The 17,448-nt window shown below is 50.6% G+C and carries 19 protein-coding genes; 7 read left to right on the forward strand and 12 right to left on the reverse strand.

Going from position 1 to position 17,448, the window contains the following annotated elements; all coding sequences use genetic code 11:
* Window positions 1-9 precede the first annotated feature (9 nt).
* The 6 genes from CBW46_RS09660 to queF form a co-directional block, all read right to left on the reverse strand.
* Entirely contained in the window at window positions 10-1,110 is a 1,101-nt protein-coding gene (locus CBW46_RS09660; RefSeq protein WP_089199804.1) for a quinone-dependent dihydroorotate dehydrogenase, read from the reverse strand.
* A 107-nt stretch (window positions 1,111-1,217) separates the two neighbouring features.
* On the reverse strand, window positions 1,218-2,660 hold the full coding sequence (locus CBW46_RS09665; protein WP_089199805.1) for a L,D-transpeptidase family protein: 1,443 nt from the start codon (window positions 2,658-2,660) through the stop codon (window positions 1,218-1,220).
* Window positions 2,661-2,952: 292 nt separating this feature from the next.
* Window positions 2,953-3,189 carry a ferredoxin gene (locus tag CBW46_RS09670; RefSeq protein ID WP_089199806.1) on the reverse strand — a complete coding sequence of 79 codons (237 nt, stop codon included), beginning with the start codon at window positions 3,187-3,189 and terminating at the stop codon, window positions 2,953-2,955.
* Between the two features lie 125 nt (window positions 3,190-3,314).
* A complete protein-coding gene (gene mobB / locus CBW46_RS09675) occupies window positions 3,315-3,824 on the reverse strand; it encodes a molybdopterin-guanine dinucleotide biosynthesis protein B (protein ID WP_165842256.1) in 510 nt (169 codons plus the stop codon).
* A 1-nt stretch (window position 3,825) separates the two neighbouring features.
* Complete coding sequence (locus CBW46_RS09680; protein WP_089199808.1) at window positions 3,826-5,121, reverse strand: DNA polymerase IV; 1,296 nt, start codon at window positions 5,119-5,121, stop codon at window positions 3,826-3,828.
* Complete coding sequence (queF, locus tag CBW46_RS09685) at window positions 5,105-5,464, reverse strand: preQ(1) synthase (protein ID WP_089199809.1); 360 nt, start codon at window positions 5,462-5,464, stop codon at window positions 5,105-5,107. The genes CBW46_RS09680 and queF overlap by 17 nt, the downstream gene beginning before the upstream one ends.
* Window positions 5,465-5,676: 212 nt before the next feature.
* On the opposite strand from queF, the gene cimA reads away from it, so the two are divergent.
* Together cimA and CBW46_RS22150 are read left to right on the forward strand one after the other, a co-directional pair.
* Window positions 5,677-7,296 (forward strand): citramalate synthase, encoded by a 1,620-nt coding sequence (gene cimA, locus CBW46_RS09690; RefSeq protein WP_089199810.1) that lies wholly within the window; start codon window positions 5,677-5,679, stop codon window positions 7,294-7,296.
* A gap of 182 nt (window positions 7,297-7,478) precedes the next feature.
* Window positions 7,479-7,676, forward strand: coding sequence for a DUF6199 family natural product biosynthesis protein (locus CBW46_RS22150; protein ID WP_089199811.1), 198 nt, complete (start codon window positions 7,479-7,481; stop codon window positions 7,674-7,676).
* Between the two features lie 45 nt (window positions 7,677-7,721).
* On the opposite strand, the gene CBW46_RS09700 is transcribed toward CBW46_RS22150, so the two are convergent.
* Window positions 7,722-8,264, reverse strand: coding sequence for a TlpA family protein disulfide reductase (locus CBW46_RS09700; protein ID WP_089199812.1), 543 nt, complete (start codon window positions 8,262-8,264; stop codon window positions 7,722-7,724).
* Window positions 8,265-8,443: 179 nt separating this feature from the next.
* On the opposite strand from CBW46_RS09700, the gene CBW46_RS09705 reads away from it, so the two are divergent.
* Both CBW46_RS09705 and CBW46_RS09710 read left to right on the forward strand, forming a co-directional pair.
* Window positions 8,444-9,751, forward strand: a complete 1,308-nt coding sequence (locus CBW46_RS09705; protein WP_089199813.1) for an MFS transporter — start codon at window positions 8,444-8,446, stop codon at window positions 9,749-9,751.
* 66 nt (window positions 9,752-9,817) lie between these two features.
* Window positions 9,818-10,267 (forward strand): M67 family metallopeptidase, encoded by a 450-nt coding sequence (locus CBW46_RS09710; protein WP_089199814.1) that lies wholly within the window; start codon window positions 9,818-9,820, stop codon window positions 10,265-10,267.
* A gap of 26 nt (window positions 10,268-10,293) precedes the next feature.
* Here the strand turns inward: CBW46_RS09710 and CBW46_RS09715 are convergent, their stop codons facing one another.
* From CBW46_RS09715 to CBW46_RS09725, 3 genes are all read right to left on the reverse strand, one after another.
* The gene (locus tag CBW46_RS09715) at window positions 10,294-11,028 is read right to left on the reverse strand and encodes an exonuclease domain-containing protein (protein ID WP_089200019.1); all 735 of its coding nucleotides are present in this window, start codon (window positions 11,026-11,028) and stop codon (window positions 10,294-10,296) included.
* 143 nt (window positions 11,029-11,171) lie between these two features.
* Window positions 11,172-12,242: a DUF294 nucleotidyltransferase-like domain-containing protein gene (locus tag CBW46_RS09720; RefSeq protein ID WP_089199815.1), complete on the reverse strand. Its 1,071-nt coding sequence runs from the start codon at window positions 12,240-12,242 to the stop codon at window positions 11,172-11,174.
* Window positions 12,243-12,275: 33 nt separating this feature from the next.
* Window positions 12,276-13,706, reverse strand: a complete 1,431-nt coding sequence (locus CBW46_RS09725) for an ammonium transporter (protein WP_089199816.1) — start codon at window positions 13,704-13,706, stop codon at window positions 12,276-12,278.
* A 375-nt stretch (window positions 13,707-14,081) separates the two neighbouring features.
* Between CBW46_RS09725 and CBW46_RS09730 the strand changes: the two genes are divergently transcribed.
* Together CBW46_RS09730 and CBW46_RS09735 are read left to right on the forward strand one after the other, a co-directional pair.
* Window positions 14,082-14,513, forward strand: coding sequence for a MerR family transcriptional regulator (locus CBW46_RS09730; protein WP_089199817.1), 432 nt, complete (start codon window positions 14,082-14,084; stop codon window positions 14,511-14,513).
* A gap of 21 nt (window positions 14,514-14,534) precedes the next feature.
* Window positions 14,535-15,221, forward strand: a complete 687-nt coding sequence (locus CBW46_RS09735; protein WP_089199818.1) for a zinc metallopeptidase — start codon at window positions 14,535-14,537, stop codon at window positions 15,219-15,221.
* 65 nt (window positions 15,222-15,286) lie between these two features.
* Here the strand turns inward: CBW46_RS09735 and gltC are convergent, their stop codons facing one another.
* Complete coding sequence (gene gltC / locus CBW46_RS09740) at window positions 15,287-16,192, reverse strand: glutamate biosynthesis transcriptional regulator GltC (protein ID WP_089199819.1); 906 nt, start codon at window positions 16,190-16,192, stop codon at window positions 15,287-15,289.
* A 105-nt stretch (window positions 16,193-16,297) separates the two neighbouring features.
* On the opposite strand from gltC, the gene tpx reads away from it, so the two are divergent.
* On the forward strand, window positions 16,298-16,816 hold the full coding sequence (tpx, locus tag CBW46_RS09745) for a thiol peroxidase (RefSeq protein ID WP_089199820.1): 519 nt from the start codon (window positions 16,298-16,300) through the stop codon (window positions 16,814-16,816).
* 189 nt (window positions 16,817-17,005) lie between these two features.
* Here the strand turns inward: tpx and CBW46_RS09750 are convergent, their stop codons facing one another.
* The gene (locus CBW46_RS09750) at window positions 17,006-17,398 is read right to left on the reverse strand and encodes a DUF1499 domain-containing protein (protein ID WP_089199821.1); all 393 of its coding nucleotides are present in this window, start codon (window positions 17,396-17,398) and stop codon (window positions 17,006-17,008) included.
* Window positions 17,399-17,448 lie beyond the last annotated feature (50 nt).

The following is a 17,448-nucleotide window of genomic DNA, read 5'->3' on the forward strand; positions in this document are numbered from 1 at the left end:
CATTCCTATCTAACGACGATGCGCCGAGCCCACCGCTTCCGATATGTGCCGAAATCCATCCTTGTGCAACAGTTCGCGCAGACCTTGATTCAAGCGGCGAATTAATTCGGGACCCTCATAGATCAATGCCGTGTAAATTTCCACCAGGCTCGCCCCGGCGCATATTTTATCATAGGCGTCTTTGGCGGTAAAAATCCCGCCCGAGCCGATAATCGGCAGCTTGCCTCCGGTCGCGTCATAGATCGTGTGAATCAACCGGGTCGAGCGCTCCGTCAGCGGCCTGCCGCTCAAGCCTCCCGCTTCTCCCTTGTGGTGATGAATCAACCCTTCCCTCGCAATCGTCGTGTTGGAAGCGATCACGCCGGACACGCCGCTTTGCACAATAGCCTGCACGATATACGTGATCTCTTCCTCACGCAGATCCGGAGCGATTTTCACTAATATCGGCTTGCTTGCGCCGCCATGCCGCCCATGCTGCAGCTGCATTTCGTCCTGCACAGCGGCCAACAGCCGTGACAAATCATCCCCGTGCTGCAAGCTGCGCAGGTCCGGGGTATTAGGCGAGCTGATATTGACCACAAAAAAATCCGCATAAGTGTAGAGCCGGCGAATACATGCGCGATAGTCATCCTCGGCGTGCTCGTTAGGGGTGGTCTTATTCTTGCCGATATTGACCGCCACAGGGATCGTATATCGGCCGGCCTCCTCCAAGTGCTGCGCCATCTCGTCAGCGCCAACATTGTTAAATCCCATGCGGTTGATCAGTGCCGAATCCTCCGGCAGCCGGAAAAGCCGTGGCAGTTCATTACCGGTTTGAGGCTTAGGAGTGACGGTGCCCACCTCCATGAACCCAAATCCGATACTGGAGAACCCCCGTACCGCTTTCGCATTCTTATCCAAGCCTGCGGCCAGTCCGACCGGGTTAGGGAACCGAATGCCAAATACCGTGCACTCCAGTTCCGGGCATCGGGGAACGGTATACAAGCGCCTCAGCAATGCCTGTCCCGCCGGCAGCTTGCTAGCCGTATGCAGGCCATCTATAGTCAAATGATGCGCTTTCTCAGGATCCATCCGAAACAGCATCGGTTTCAATATTTTTTTATACAGCATGTAAGCCTCTCCCCTACCGTACACTGAAATTCTCTCTTTGAACAGTGTATCGCGTTACGCAGTAAAAATAAAGTGACAGGGAACTCGTATAAAACTGGCTGTCGGCCTTATTCCAACCACTTATACACTTTTCCCGGGTTAGTTTCCGTTGTATGAAGGGGCATGCGGAACGCTGGGTCCCCGCGCTTGATCTCAGTAGGCAACAAGCCTTTGCCGATGGTCACCTGTGTGCCCATGGGAATCATATCAAATAATTCTTCCACATCGTCCTCGAGCATGCGGATACAGCCTAGAGATTCATCCTTGCCTACGCTGGCAGGCTTGTCGGTACCATGGATTGCGTACATCGTGTCGGACAGTGTCATTCCCCTACTACCGAACTCCCCATCTGATTTTCCGTTCGGATTGCGAACCTTTTCGCTAATCTCAAAAATCCCCTCAGGCGTGCGGCCGGCTCCCAAGCCCACCGGGTAGCTGCGCACGATAATGCCGCCGCTGACTAGCACCAAACGATGATTTGCCTTGTCAACCACGATGCGCAGCGGCTCTGTTAACGGGGCGATCAATCCGCGTGGCAGAGCTGCGCCTCCGGCATCAGCGCCAACAGCTTGCTCAGGCGACACGTTATGCAGCTGCTTCGACGCAGCGGACTGTCCGCTCGTGGGCACGGCCATATGCGTCGCCTGCTGGGCTTGCTGTGCATCGAACAGCTGCTGCATATGTGACGTGACTCCAGGTAAAATATTATTAGGGTACGGTTGGCTCAGTTCCTCCACCACCTCCGGGGCGGTTCCCGTTTTACGCATATAAGCTTCGATAGCCGAGCGCAGAATCAACTCCTGCTCACGCTCGGCCGCCCACGACTGGAAGATGGCGCGTGCTTTTGCCGGATCCGAAGGTTGACAGGCGCAGCTTTCCGCATCATGATACGAGATCTGCTGCTGTCCAGCATCCTGTTTGCTTTCGACGGATAGCAGCAGATCCGGCGGTTCCAGCCACGAAATCCATTCCCGGTCATCGGTAGGCTTTCCATAAGCGAGAATGGCGTAACTGTTGGCGCGCTCATGGATAAGCATTTCTCGCAAAGCCGCACCTACGCTTTCTTTGTCTTTGCCCCCTGACACGTAATACACCTTGGCGTGCGCCGCCTCGCCAGGATCAGCGTGCGGGAACGCCGGCACGTTCTGCACGGATGCCGGTGGCGCCGCAGGCATGTACGCAATGCCTATCACGGCGAGAGTACTTATGACCACCATTCTTACGAGGCGAAGCCAGCCGTGCCTGGTCCGACGCTGCGAGCGGTCGGGTGGCAGCCAGATGCCGGGCGGTATCGGCGCAGCTTGATTCTCGAATGCCTCGTATATCTCCCCGGCTTGGGTATAACAGTAAAGCGCTTTACCATGCTTGCCTTGAGCATCATACGCACGGCCCAGCAAATACCATGCCATTTTATTCGTCGGATGCTTGCGAACATATTTTTTTAAATGCAGCGGTTCTTCCTCATGTTTGAAAAATAGGCGCAGCCGCTCCTCCTGGTCTTTGTCTGCCATTGGACGATCCCTACTTTCCATATCTCCCTACTGCATTTTATCGGTTGATTTGTCCGTTTTTTTCAGATGGCGCTCGCGGCAGCTATCGCCACTTGTCACGCAGAACGACCGTTCTCGTAGCGATCATGCCACTGCACATCAGACCGATTTCGATCAGATACCGCCTGCAAAACTCCGAACGCCAACACCAAAAGACAGATGAGCGCAACCGATATTTTCTGCCAAAATACGCGAAAAAAGCCTTCTCTCCAGGCTCGCACACTGGAAAAAGGCTTTTTACAAATGCTAGAATTTATTTATTGAAAGGCGCGTCTGCCACTTTGATGGAATCGGTAGGGCAGCCGTCTTGTGCATCCTGTAAATCATCATATAGATCCTCAGGAATCTCAGTGTTACCTGTGTTACCATCGTTGTCGTAGATTACTTCAGCCAAGCCTTCATCGTCATAATCATAAATATCTGGTGCTGTTGCGCCGCAAGCTCCACATGCGATACAGGTGTCTTTTTCGACCCAAGTATATTTTGCCATGTCTATATTCCTCCCTATAATGTAACCTCATCCTAAAATATAATATAAAACAATACAAAGTTCAAATAGAAAGTGGCATGGAGTCTTAGGATTTCCAATAGAGGATAAAATTATACAAGAAACGTTCACACGCCATTTGCCGCCGTGCGGGCTAGAATCCATTTCGCCAACGCACCGATATCGTTCATATCCAGGAAAGGAATGTGAGCAGGTGCCAAATGTGCAAGCTCCGGCGGCCCAGCCACCGCGATCGGAGGATCCTGGAGGTCATGTAAAATCGAGGCTTGCTCCGCTTCCCTAATCAGGGCAATCCGGTCATGCCGACCATGCTTGAATCCTTCGACGAAAATGAGATCGTAGTCCTGCTCGCGGAGAAGACTCACCATCTGTTCCAGATTTTTAGCTTCCCGGCGGAACATCACGTAGCTCTCCGGCGATACCACAACTGCAGCTGACGCACCGGCATTGATGTACTTGGATGAATCGCTGCCCTCAGCTTCTTTATAGTGCCCATGGGCATCATGCTTAATAACAGCCGAACGAACACCCTCTTGCGCGAAATACTCAACCAGACGAGCAATCAAGGTCGTCTTACCGCTATTGGAAAATCCTATGAACCCAATGACATTGGACATGCTATTCATCCTCCAACGGCTTTAATCTAAGATGATCCATCTGCAGCGATGTGCCGCGAGCTTTATGGTCCCGAATCAGTGATGACGGGTCATCACTCAACATCCCTGCGGTTAATACCGCATTTTCGCCGAACTTGTCACGCAGTGCATCCAAAGCTTTATTGAGCTTCTCTTTAGCCGGCTGCTTCTGATAATCAAATAAATCCAGCTGAACCGCCGTCTCCGATTTGGCAAGCAAGTTCTGCAATGTGATTCCAAGCAGCCTTACAGGCTTGCCGCCGGGCCTATGCTCATCGAACAGCTGGCATGCCATGCGGTAAATGTCCTCGCGGCTCTCGGTTGGCGATTGCAGCTTTGCGGCCCGTGTAATCGTTCTCATATCCGGATCGCGAATCGTGATTTGCACCGTTTGTGCAAGCAGCTGTTGTTTGCGCAGCCGCCTGCCGACTTGATCCGCCAAATTAAGAAATACACGACGGATCGCCGGCAGCTCTGTGAAATTGATAGGCAGCGTGGTCGTATGACCGATCGATTTGCTTTGCTCCCGTTCTGGCTGAACAGGCGAATGATCTTCTCCGTTTGCGGCTTGCTTCAGAGCCGGGCCCAGCACACCGAATCGATCGGCTAGCAGTTTATCATCCGCCGCCGCAAGTTGTCCGAGTGTATGGATGTGCAAACGCTTGAGCTTATCCGCTGTTTTACGTCCGATCCCATACAGCTCAGCACAGGGCTTATCCCATAACACTCGCGGCACATCCCGTTTACGTAATACGGATATGCCGTTCGGTTTTTTCATGTCTGACGCCATCTTGGCGAGCAGCTTGTTCGGCGCCACCCCGATTGAGCATGGCAGTGCTAGCTCTGTGCGGATACGATCCTGGATCTGTGAAGCGATCTCCAGCGGGGTACCGAACTGTTTGGACCCCGTGATATCAACATAGCATTCGTCAATTGACATAGCTTCCACCAACGGCGAATAATCATACACAATTTTCATAAACCTGCGCGAAAATTCCCGGTACAAATCAAAATTCGGGCGAATGAGGATCAGCTCGGGGCACATCTTCTGTGCCTGGCCGACCAACATGCCCGTCTTGATTCCCCTTGCCCGCGCCGGGTAGGAGCAGGTAACGATAATACCTTTGCGCAGCTCGACGCTGCCCGCTACGGCCGTCGGCTTTCCCTTGTACAGCTCCGGTTCCACCGCCTCATGCACAGAGCAATAAAAAGCATTCATATCAATATGAAGGATGACTCTGCCATGCACCGGGTACGACTGATTACTTTTCTTGTTCATACTCGGCGCGTACCGTAGTGTAGATGCCGCCGCGGACATTAAATTTACCAACCACTTGCAGCTTGCGCGGCTGGATTTGCTCCACGAAGTCCTTCAAAATCCGATTCGTCACATCTTCGTGGAAATGCCCTTCGTCCCGGAAGCTCCACAGATACAGCTTTAAAGATTTAAGCTCGACAATGGAAGGGCCTGGGATATATTTGAATGTGATCGTAGCAAAATCAGGCTGCCCGGTCACGGGACACAGCGCCGTAAATTCCGGACTTTCAATTTCCACTTCGTACTCGCGATCCGGGTGAGGATTCGGCACAGCTAGCAGTGTTCTTGATGGTTTGGTAGACATAGGTTGCACACCCCCGAAAAATATATAGCATGAATGGCTTGTAAAACTCGCTAAACCGCTTCTCTCAGAATACCTTCCACACAGCGACTGGTCAAGCCGATCAATCCGTATATTTTGTGAAAGTAATACCCTGTGCGGAGCTGGTTGTGATATAATTATCCAGTATATTTGACGCAAGTTTTGCAAGCTTTGTATGAGCAGGAGGATAATCCATGGCAAATATCGTAAAAATTTTTGATACCACGTTAAGAGATGGCACGCAAGGGGAGGGCATCAGTCTCTCCGTTGAAGACAAGATGAAAATCGCCTTAAAACTCGATGCGCTCGGTGTTCATTATATTGAGGGCGGCTGGCCTGGCAGCAACAACAAAGATATCGAGTTTTTCAATCGTGTCAAGGAACTCAATTTACAGCACGCGAAAGTGACGGCGTTCGGCAGCACGCGGCGCAAGGACACTCTGCCCGAGCAGGATGCCAATCTAAACCGTATACTGGAAGTCGGCGTGCCGGTGGCAACGATTTTCGGAAAATCATGGGATTTTCATGTACATAAGGCGATCCAGACGACACTGGAAGAAAATTTGAATATGATCTACGATTCCGTCCGTTACTTAAAAAGCAACGGCTTGGAAGTGATCTATGATGCCGAGCACTTCTTCGACGGATATAAAAATAATGCCGATTATGCGCTGAAAACAATCAAAAAGGCTGAGGAAGCGGGAGCGGACTGGATTGTCTTGTGCGACACCAATGGAGGCTCGCTGCCGCACGAGGTCAGTGAAATAGTGGCTGCCGTCAAACAAGCGGTGTCCGTCCCTATCGGCATTCACGCACACAACGACTGCGAGCTCGGCGTTGCGAATAGTGTGGCGGCGGTCATGGCCGGAGCAACGCAGGTGCAAGGCACGATCAACGGATTCGGCGAGCGCTGCGGCAACGCGAATCTGTGCTCCGTGATCCCGAATTTGCAGTTGAAGCTGAACTATGAATGCGTGAGCGCGGAGCAGCTGGAAACGTTAACTAGCGTCGCCCGCTACGTGAGCGAAATCGCCAACATGCATCTGCCTGTGAACCAGGCTTTCGTAGGTTCCGCAGCTTTTGCTCATAAAGGCGGCATTCATGTGTCCGCGATTCTGCGCAATCCAAGCACATATGAGCATATCGCGCCGGAGCTGGTTGGGAACAAGCAGCGCGTGCTGGTGTCTGAGCTGGCCGGCCAGAGCAATCTTGTGTTTAAGGCGCAAGAGCTGGGGCTGGATTTTGACAACAATAATCAGCAGTCGCGCCAGCTCATCGAACAAATCAAGGAAATGGAACATCAGGGTTATCAGTTCGAAGGTGCCGACGCGACCTTAGAGCTGCTCATCCGCGATGCGTACGGCCAACAGGAGGAGTTGTTCACCCTGGAGTCGTTTAAAATATTAGTTGCGAAGCACGCAAATCAAGCTTCTGTCACCGAAGCTATCGTGAAGCTGAATGTGAACGGGCAGACCGTATATAATGCAGCGGAAGGCAACGGGCCTGTGAACGCGTTGGATAACGCGCTGCGCAAGTGCCTGGTTGAGTATTACCCAGAATTGAGAAACATGCATTTGAACGATTACAAAGTCCGTGTGTTAGATGAGAAAGACAATACTGCTGCGAAAGTTCGCGTGTTGATCGAGTCCACCGACTTTGACACCACGTGGAGCACTGTCGGCGTATCCGGCAACGTCATTGAAGCCAGCTGTGATGCGCTCATCGATAGCTTACGCTATGCGTTATTAGGCAAAGAGCGTACAACCATACAAATCGGCGAGCAAAGAGAACGTGTTGGTGTCGTCAATCATTAAACCGCTAGGGAAGCGAACCACTGATATCCAGCCGGCGGTTAGAAGCCTCAAGACAACGTCTTGAGGCTTTGTTCTTGCAGTCACACATTGGCTTTTCATATCAAGCAAAATTCATATATCGTTAGAGGAACGTTGGACCGTATTACCACGTAACGCAAATCATATGGAAGGAGCTGATGTGAATGTTGAGTATATTGCTTATTGTCGGCGGTTCATTCATGCTTTTTAAGACCTCTTGGTTTTGGTCGCTCACGGCAAAGTGGACGTCGGAAGACGGAACAGAACCATCTCACCTGTTTATATGGAATACACGATTAGGTGGAAGTATTTGTCTTCTACTCGGGTTAGTTGGTCTATTTGTTACCCTGCTCATGGAATGAGATTCTCTCTTTCCCCACACTCGATCTTCCTGCCTGCGCCGCCACCTATTTGCTTGTGTCAATTAGTGCCCGAATTCGTTTGTCCAGTTCATCGGGCGGCAGTACGTGGATAACGTCACGGAGGTTGCCTTGCTTATCGATCAAAAAAGTGGTGGGTACTACGATGATCCGGTACATCTCAGCAGCCGTTCCCTTTTCGTCTAACAAGATGGGAAAAGGCAGTTTATGCTGCTTCACGAATCGTTTAACGTCCGGCAGCCGGTCTCCCTTGGTCACGTTGACACCGTACAAATCCACCTGCTCTCCATACTTGTCATACATCTGTTTCAAATCCGGCGCCTCCTGATGGCAAGGACCACACCATGAAGCCCAAAAATTGAGGACTAGCGGCTTGTCCCGCACTCCACCCACCTTATATTCCTTTTCATCCAAGCCTAGCAGAGAAAAAGCAGGTGCCGTTTTCCCGAGAGCAATTTCCGATGAGATCAATGCCGCCTGCCTTGCCTGCGTACCACCATCACCCGTCTGAAATACGGCCCATCCGGCTAAGAGTACCGTTATTACCAACGCAGACACAATTCTTTTCATGATAGGCCTCCTTTGCCTTGTTCCAATCTCATATCGCTCCAAGCTTGCTATTCCTCACTGCATCCGAATATACACTGGTAACCGCCGGACTATGGTCGAGCAAAAGCAGGAAAGAATGATGGCAAGCTCTAGAGGACACACTATTGCTACATTATGTGTGTTAAGGAGACTTGCGACCGATGCAAAACGCCAAAGACAAACGACTGAAACTCTCATTTGAAAATGAGAAGGACAATGCAGGGCGAGCAGAGCCGTCGGCCGGCGGCAAGCGAAAAAAGGGCGATGTGGGACAAGACAGAATATGGGAGTTCATCGCCATCGCCAGTGTTCCACTTGTTCTCGTATTAGGAAACTCGATGCTCGTGCCTGTGCTGCCACAAATGCAGCAAGAGATGGGGATCAGCAAATTCCAGAGCAGCTTGGTCATTACCTTATTTTCGGTTACCGCAGGGTTAATCATACCCTTCGCAGGTTATTTGTCTGACCGATATTCACGTAAAGGTATTATGATCCCTTCGCTGCTCATTTACGGCTTGGCGGGTATCCTTGCCGGATTCGGGGCCGTGTGGAATTCCTACGGGGTGATGATCACAGCACGAGCCATACAAGGCATTGGCGCAGCGGGCACAGCTCCAATAGCTATGGCTTTAGCGGGTGATTTGTACTCGGGAGCCACGGAGAGTAAGGCGCTTGGTCTCACTGAGGCGGCCAACGGCACAGGTAAAGTAATCAGTCCGATTCTTGGCTCGCTATTTGCCCTGATTGTGTGGTACGCCGCATTTTTCGCGTTTCCCGTGTTTTGCTTTTTGTCACTGCTCGCAGTGATATTTCTTCTCACCGAGCCGAAAAAAGATAAGCCTGCCCCAAAATTCAGCGCATATATGGAGAGCATAGGCCGAATTATGAAGGACAAAGGCCACTGGTTAATTCCGGCGTTTTTTGCAGGCTCTCTGGCTTTGTTTATTCTGTTTGGAGTTCTGTTCTATCTGTCGGACGTACTCGAAGCCCCGCCTTACAGCATCGACGGCGTGCCAAAAGGCTTCATTCTCGCTATACCATTGCTCGGTATGGTCATAACGTCTTACACCACTGGAGCGATGATTAAAAAGAACGGAACATTAATGCGCTGGCTGATGAACATCGGCTTAGCCCTAATGGTGATATCACTGGGCGCCTGTATCTTCGTACTGAACATGGATAACATGTATGTATTGATAACCCTGCTGACTATAAGCAGTATCGGTACCGGCCTGCTGCTGCCGTGTTTGAATACAATGATCACCGGCTCAGTAGAAAGAGAGCAGCGCGGCATGATCACTTCGATCTACAGCAGTCTGCGATTCCTCGGAGTAGCGTTCGGTCCGCCGCTGTTCAGCTGGATGATGGACATTTCCCATGCTATCGTGTTTATATCTGTCACTAGTCTGTCTGTTATCGCTCTTGGGCTAATTTACTTCATGGTTAAACCAAAAGGACGGCTGGCGTGAGCCGTTCACAAGACTCCTTTATCGAGTTATAATTGACGTACAATATGATGAAGGAATTCAGAGCGCATGATCACTGCTATTGTAGTCACGAAGACCATCAGAGAAGAGATCACAAGATATTGCACACAGAAAAAGCCGCACGAAGCATGCGGCTTTTTGTTCGGACACCGTATCGGCTCCAGCCTATTTGTGGACGAATTCATGCCTGTCCCCAATGTGGCAAAGGACCCAGCCCGCAATTTCGCGATGCATCCGGACCACATACTACTCGCGCTGCACCGCCCATTAGAGGATCACCGCTTGTTAGCGGGCACACTGCACTCTCACCCGGCGGCTCCCGCGGCACCGTCCGCACAGGATCTGCAAACCGAGTGGCACAAACTGCCTAGCCATTGGATAGTATCCCTGTTGTCAGAATCAGCATGTGACATACGCGCGTATCGATATGAGAGGCAGAATGATTCGAAGGGCACCACGCGGCATGTTCTCATACCTATAAGCACAGCAGAAAAATAAAAACCTTCAGCGTGCATGCCCAAAGGTTATTGATGACGGCTCAATTGAGTGTACAAATCTCCCAATGTATGGATGCGCCTGGATCTAATTTCAGCCATCAATTTAGACCACAGCTTGGCCGTCATCATGGCATCCTCCAGCGCATGGTGTCTGGTGGTAATGTCAACGTTATAATAGGCAAGCACATAGTCCAGGTCATATTTCTCCAAATCTGGATTGAGCCATTTAGTAATCATCATTGTATCCAGCATTCGATGGGTTGAGTTAATCTTCGACGTCTTCCATAAGGCGGAATTAAGAAAATGCTTGTCGTGCCCGGTGCCGTGAGCAATCAGCACCTTTTGCCGGACGAACTCCAGAAAACTCCCCAACCCATACAGCAGATCCGGCGCAGCGTCCGCCATGTCGTTCGTTATGCCCGTCAGCTGTGTAACGTCTGACGGGATAGGCCGCTTCGGATTTACCAAACTATAAAAAGTGTCGTCCTCAAACACCTTGTCCCCTTGCACGGCCACGGCCCCGATTGAAATGATTTCATCCCCGTTATAAGGCGAAAAGCCGGTGGTCTCCAAATCAAACACAACCAATTCCAAGGTGTCCAACGGCACCTCGAACAGCGGGTTTTTGCGCTGCTCCCGCATGATGGACCGGATGAAAGCCATCTGCTGGGCAGACTGCGCGTTGAACATGGAAGTGATAGCAGGGGTGATCCCGCCCATTTTATATAAATGCCATATGCCCCCAGATTTCACGCCTTTCAACCGGACGTCCCTCCTCACGATATCCCGAGACCGTTTATCATCATACTGCCAAGTCGTGGCTCCTCCGGTACCAGCATTGCCGCTTCCTTCTGCGACTGCCGTGTCGTCCGTCTGCGACCGTGCCTCGGGCAACTGCGGGCTCCTTACATTTCTCCGCGTATTCGCTTCTTTACAAACTTCTGTAAATCATTGCCAATGCGAAGGCATAGTTTCAATTGAGTGGTTCGTTCCTTCGTTAAATCGTCAGCAGGCAGCTTGCCGCGTGATGTGTATTGCCCTGCCTCCAGCTGATAGGGTACCAACGACCGCAGTTTTACCGCGATAGATAAAGCCTCCCACCAGTCCTGGGCTATTTCCTCTTCCAGCCGCCCGCGCTGCCTCAACTCTATGATCCGCTGTTCGGTGGACGTCGACTCTATCCCTGCCTCCACAGCGAGCAGTCGAATTCCGTTCACGATGGGGATGTATGCTCCGTACTTGATATCAAAGCCACCAGCATCGGCTCCGTATCTTTCCTTAATCAGCTGCCCAAATATACCGAGCGTGATCTTGTGATGCAAAGTGTTGTGGAGCATGTGTTCCAGAATGACCGGCTTTCGACTGATACGCGCGCTAAACGACTGTTGTAGTCGACGCACGAGTCCGGAGTTACCGTACACCGTCCGTATATCTGCGAATATCAGCAAATAGCGTACATTCTCCCAATGCGGGTCTGCGAACCATGCCAGCATAGCATCGCGGAAAGCGCTCAACGGCTGCCTCCATCTACGATTAGTACATATCACCTCGCCGGCACATGGTGGATAGCCGAGTTCAAGTAACAACGAGCTGATCTCGCCCGATAACGCAGTAAAATACGTGTCGGCCCTTTCCCTGTCTGCGCTGTCCGCTGGGTCATCATAGATTAAACCGTTATCTTGGTCGCTCCACAATGTCTGCTCGCCGCGGCCCCCGCTTCCAAACAAAACAAAGGCAAAAGACGCAGGAGCGTCTTCATGCCCTCGTTGGCGGAGGTTCTGTTGAGCGAGTGCTACCGATTTCCGAAGAAAGCAATCGTGAACTTGATTCAAAACACGATTCCACTCCAACGCATCAGACACAAGGAGCCGCGTCTGGAAAACGTGATGCAGTCGATCACGTAACCGCCGCAGTTGTGAACAATCGTCAGCCGTTTCAATTTCAGCACGGATCATATCTAATGCGAGTTCATCCATGCGCTGCCTCCTTTAGTGTGATGCCTGATTGGTTTACACCGTTGACGCGGCTGGAGCAGCTTGTGCTGTTTCCGCCGTATGACCATGCGCCGCAGGTTGAATCATTTTTTTCATTTGCTCAGGATAGCCGTAACTACCGTGCTCGGACAAATCCAAGCCGATTAATTCTTCTTCTTCGGTGACACGCAAGCCGATAGTTACTTTTAAAATATACAAAATGATGAATGATGCGACCAAAACGTAAGCCATAGCCGAGAATATGCCCAAAGCTTGCACACCCAACTGATGCAGTCCGCCGCCGTATAAAAGTCCAGGCTGACCTACTCCAACGGTTTCGACCAGATCCGGATGCGCGAAAATACCGTTGGCCAGCGTCCCCCAGATACCGGCCACACCGTGCACGGAAAACGCATAGATTGGATCATCAATGCCTGCTTTTTCAAACCATTGTGCTGTAAAAAACGTCACGATGCCGGCCACGGCTCCAATGATAATTGCGTCTCTCACTGTGACAAATGCACATGATGCCGTAATCGCGACCAACGCCGCCAGAACGCCGTTTAACATGCTCGGAATGTCCGCTTTGCCAAAATAAATCCAGGCTACGACGATGGCCGCTATACCCCCTGTGGCAGCCGCCAGGTTAGTTGTCATAGCGATGTAGCCAAAGAAACCGTCACCCATGGCACTTAGCGTCGAGCCCGGGTTAAAGCCAAACCAGCCAATCCACAGTACGATGACGCCTAACACCGACAGCACTTGATTGTGGCCTGGCAGCATATTCGGTGTTCTATCTTTATTGAACTTACCGATCCGCGGCTTGAGCATAATTGTAGCCACGAGTGCAGCGGTAGCACCCGTTAAATGGACCACCGTAGAGCCTGCGAAGTCCTGTTTTCCGTGGCCCGCCAACCAGCCGCCGCCCCAAATCCAGTGTGCTATGACCGGGTAGATAAGCACTGTGAATAAGATGCCGAACAGGAAGTACACGGCCAGCTTGCCGCGTTCTGCAAAACCGCCGAAGCAGATAGCCAGGGATACGCCTGCGAACGCCAATTGGAACATAAACTTAATGCCGATCGGCACATCCGAATACGATAATGAGCCGAAGGCAGCTGCCGCTTGCTCTGCGGTACCGTTAACGAAAAATCCGGTTAGGCCTATAAAAGCGTTGCCCTCGCCAAACGCAAGCCCGAATCCCAATGCCCAAAACGCAACAGCACACACACCAAACGTCAGCACCGTTTTACCAGCCACGTGCCCGGCATTCTTCATCCTTGTAGACCCTGTCTCCAACAGGGCGAAGCCAGCTTGCATAAAAATAACCAAAACTGCAGCCAGCATCACCCAGACTGAGTTGATAGCGCTTTGCAGCTGGGCCGGTGCCGCATCCTCCGCTGCGAACGCCATAGTTGGCATCAGAATTGACATGAGACCCGCAGACAATAGCAATTTCTTTAACATAGTGGACCACTTCCTTCGATATGTTAGTTTCTATAACATTTGTTGAAATTATTATTGCCATTATATACATTTCCTTTATGTTTGACAATACAATTTTTATGAAGAAAACAGCAAATGAATATAAAACCTAACATACGGCACCGTTGAAGGGTCCCTGTGGAGCAGTTGGAGATCGGTGAGTCTGATGTATGTGATATTTAGTCACATTATATTTCGTTGCGTCGGGGCCGTGCATGGGTTCTGCCTCGGGCAGGAGACGGTGTATCTCGTTTTTTCAGCATGTTTTCTTGCAAGCGTCACGTTTGACTGTATGGTTTATTTTCAGTTATCATTATAAGTAGGAAAAACTGATCGAGGGGTGGTTTCCATGGGGATATGAAGCTCTACAGAATCGGTGAGTTGGCTCGGTTATCAGCGGTCAGCCCCAGAACGATCGACTATTACACGAAGCTTGGTTTAATTGAAGAGACAGCCCGGTCAGAAACGAATTATCGGTTGTACAGCGATGAAACCTTACTGAGACTCAAACGTATTGAGAATATGAAAAGGGAGAAATATACCCTAGAGGAAATTAAGGCGAGTCTGACATTGTGGACAAAAATATGCTCAGATGAGATTGTGACAGATAAGCTGACATCTCTTCAGCTGCATTTGCAACAACTGCAAAAAGAAGTGCAGGAGATCAGTCCGCTGCTGGAACGATTAAAGCCGTCCCAGCTGAAAAGGCTGAACACGCTGCTCACTCCCCACACAGTGGCCTGCATTGAAGCCTTAGTATTACTGATGGGTAAAAATCCTTTATCCTAATATAAATGGAGGTTAGCTGCCATGTTTTTTCATCCAATGGATATCCTGATCCTCATCGCCTTCGCCATTTCTGTGTGGGCACAGTTTCGCGTGAAAGGCACATTCAACAAATGGGCCGACGTCCCTACGTATTCCGGGATGACCGGCTATGAGGCAGCACGCCGTATGCTTGATTCCAACGGTCTTCACCACGTGCCCATCGAGCCAATCGCAGGTCGCCTGTCAGATCACTATGATCCGATACACAGGGTGGTGCGGTTATCGGAACCGGTTTATTACGAGAATTCAATTTCGGCCGTGTCCGTCGCCTGCCATGAAGTGGGCCACGCGATTCAGCACAGCGTACGTTATCCAATGCTGGCGCTGCGTCATCGCATGTTTCCGGCTGTTAACTTCGCGTCCGGTGTTTCACCTTTCTTAATCATAGCCGGCCTGATCTTTCAGCAATTCAACTTTTTGCTTGGCATCGGGATTCTGTTCTTTTCCGCAGCCGTCGCGTTCCAGTTGATCACGCTGCCTGTCGAGTTTAACGCCAGCAGCCGCGCGAGGAATTTGATGGTGGCCGAGGGCTACATCACTAACGACGAAGAACGCGGAGTCGCTAAAGTGTTAAATGCCGCTGCATTGACTTATGTTGCCGCTGCACTGATCTCGCTGCTTGAGTTGCTGAAATATATTATGATTTTCACCAACCGCAACGAGGACTAACTATACGAATCACGCCGAAACGCCGATCAGCCTGTATAGGCCGTCGGCGTTTTTTTCTTTTTTCATCAAGATGTGCTTTTTTTATTGCCCAGCGTGAAGTCGCGCAAGAAGGCCTGAAACACTTCCGCGACATGCGGCAGCTTCTCTCCTGTCCGTTGAATCAGTCCTATGCTGCGAGTGACCTGCGGCTCCGTCACCCTGACTTTCGCAGGCTGCAGCTGGCTGATCTCCGTCAAAGCCATCTCCGGGAGTAAGCTCACTCCCATGCCCGCGGCAACGAGCCCTCGGATCGTATCCGTCTCTTCCCCCTCAAAGCCGATCTGAGGTACAAAGCCAGCCTTCGCGCATGCTTCCAAAACGATGTTGCGGAGAGAGTACTCCTCGCTAAACATGACGAATGCCTCGTCTTTCAGCTGCTCCAGTCTGATGGTTCCCATTTGGGCCAGGTCATGTCCTTCGGGCACGATCGCGTAGAGCTCCTCTCGCAGCAGCAGGTCACCGCTCACGTACTCATTTTGCTCCGGGAACGGGGAGATAAAGGCTAAATCCAGCTCTCCTTTGATGACATCACGGATGAGACTATTATATGTGCCCTGACGCAGACGGAATTTCACATTGGGGTGGAGCTGACGAAATCTCGCTACCACAGTCGGCAGCAGATTGATACCCAAGCTGTGGGGAAAACCGATGCGAATCTCGCCCGCTTCAGGATCAAGAAACTCACGCGCTTCATTCACGGCCCTGTCTAAATCCCGCAATATCTGCTCCATCCGGCCTAAAAACTTTTTCCCGACGGTCGTCAACTGAAGATTGCGCCCCTTCTGGACGAATAATGGGACTCCGAGCTCCTCCTCCAGTTGATGAATTTGCCTGCTCACCGCAGACTGTGCTACGTGCAGCTCTTCCGCGGCCTGTGTTACATGCTGTTTCTTCGCTACCTTGACAAAGTATTGCAGCTGTCTGATTTCCACAGCGGGTCTCCTTCCCATTGGACAAATGCCTTTTGAAAAGCTTATAATAAATCTTGGTTAAATACCAATCATTCTCATTGTATATTAAGGAGGCCCACGTACAAAATGACACAAGAGCGTACCGGAGTAGCAACTCTGAAAGGCAATCCGATTACATTGCTCGGACCTGAAGTAAAGGTAGGGGACAAGGCTCCAGATTTCAAGGTCAACAAGAACCTGATGGAGCAAGTATCCTTGGCTGAATTCGCAGGGAAAGTGAAATTAATCAGTGTAGTCCCGTCTTTGGACACTGGCGTATGTGATGCTCAAACTCGCCGGTTTAACGAAGAGGCGGCAAAGCTTGGTGACAATGTGGTTGTACTTACTATCAGTGTGGACCTTCCGTTTGCTCAATCACGTTGGTGCGGCGCCGCCGGCATCGATAAAGTCATCACTCTATCCGATTATAAAGACCATTCCTTCGGTCTCGCGTACGGTGTATTAATTAAAGAGATTCAGCTTGATATGCGATCTATCTTCGTGATTGATGCGAACGACACTGTGCAATATGTTGAATACTTGCAGGAAATGACAGAACATCCGAACTATGAGAACGCTATTGCAGCAGTTCAAAAGCTCGTATAATCCAAAAAAACAGCGGAGAAGCTCAGCCTCTCTGCTGTTTTTATTATCACATCAGGTTCAAAGTTTCATCCATGGGATGATCCTACTGATAGCGATGCAAGCTCCAAGTTCGCCCGTGTCCGCACGGCAAGCTGTTTATATGTATAATCCCGGCTGGAATCTACGAGAATATCAGGGGCTGTATGTCCATCACTGCTGTTCAATTTTGTAAGCCGCAAGGCGACGGTCCAACTGTCTGTAGATCTCCAAAATCGTCCTGTAATTCGAACCGAGATCACCGAAGGACCCGCGTGAGGCCGAGTAAATATCGATTGCAGTTTTAACCGGGTTGATTCCGAATAGAGTCAAAGTAATGTCCTGCGTTCGCCCAGTCACCGTTTTTCGTTCTACCACGATCTCTCCGACACTTTTTACCTCATGAAGCAGTTTGTAACCGTTCATTTTCTTAAACATATTGGTTACCTCATCCCATACCTCATCCTTAGAAAGTTTATAGTATCGGGTTTTCAACGCCGGGTCTTTCGCTTTCTCACCGGTAGTTTCCTGACTGCGAATGATCCCGATCAAGGTGCGCTTCAACAAAGCTTTCCCTCCTCATAGAAGTTGCAATGCAATTTACGCAAACACATTTA

It is taken from the genome of Paenibacillus xerothermodurans (genome assembly GCF_002220865.2).
GTDB lineage: Bacteria > Bacillota > Bacilli > Paenibacillales > NBRC-103111 > Paenibacillus_S > Paenibacillus_S xerothermodurans.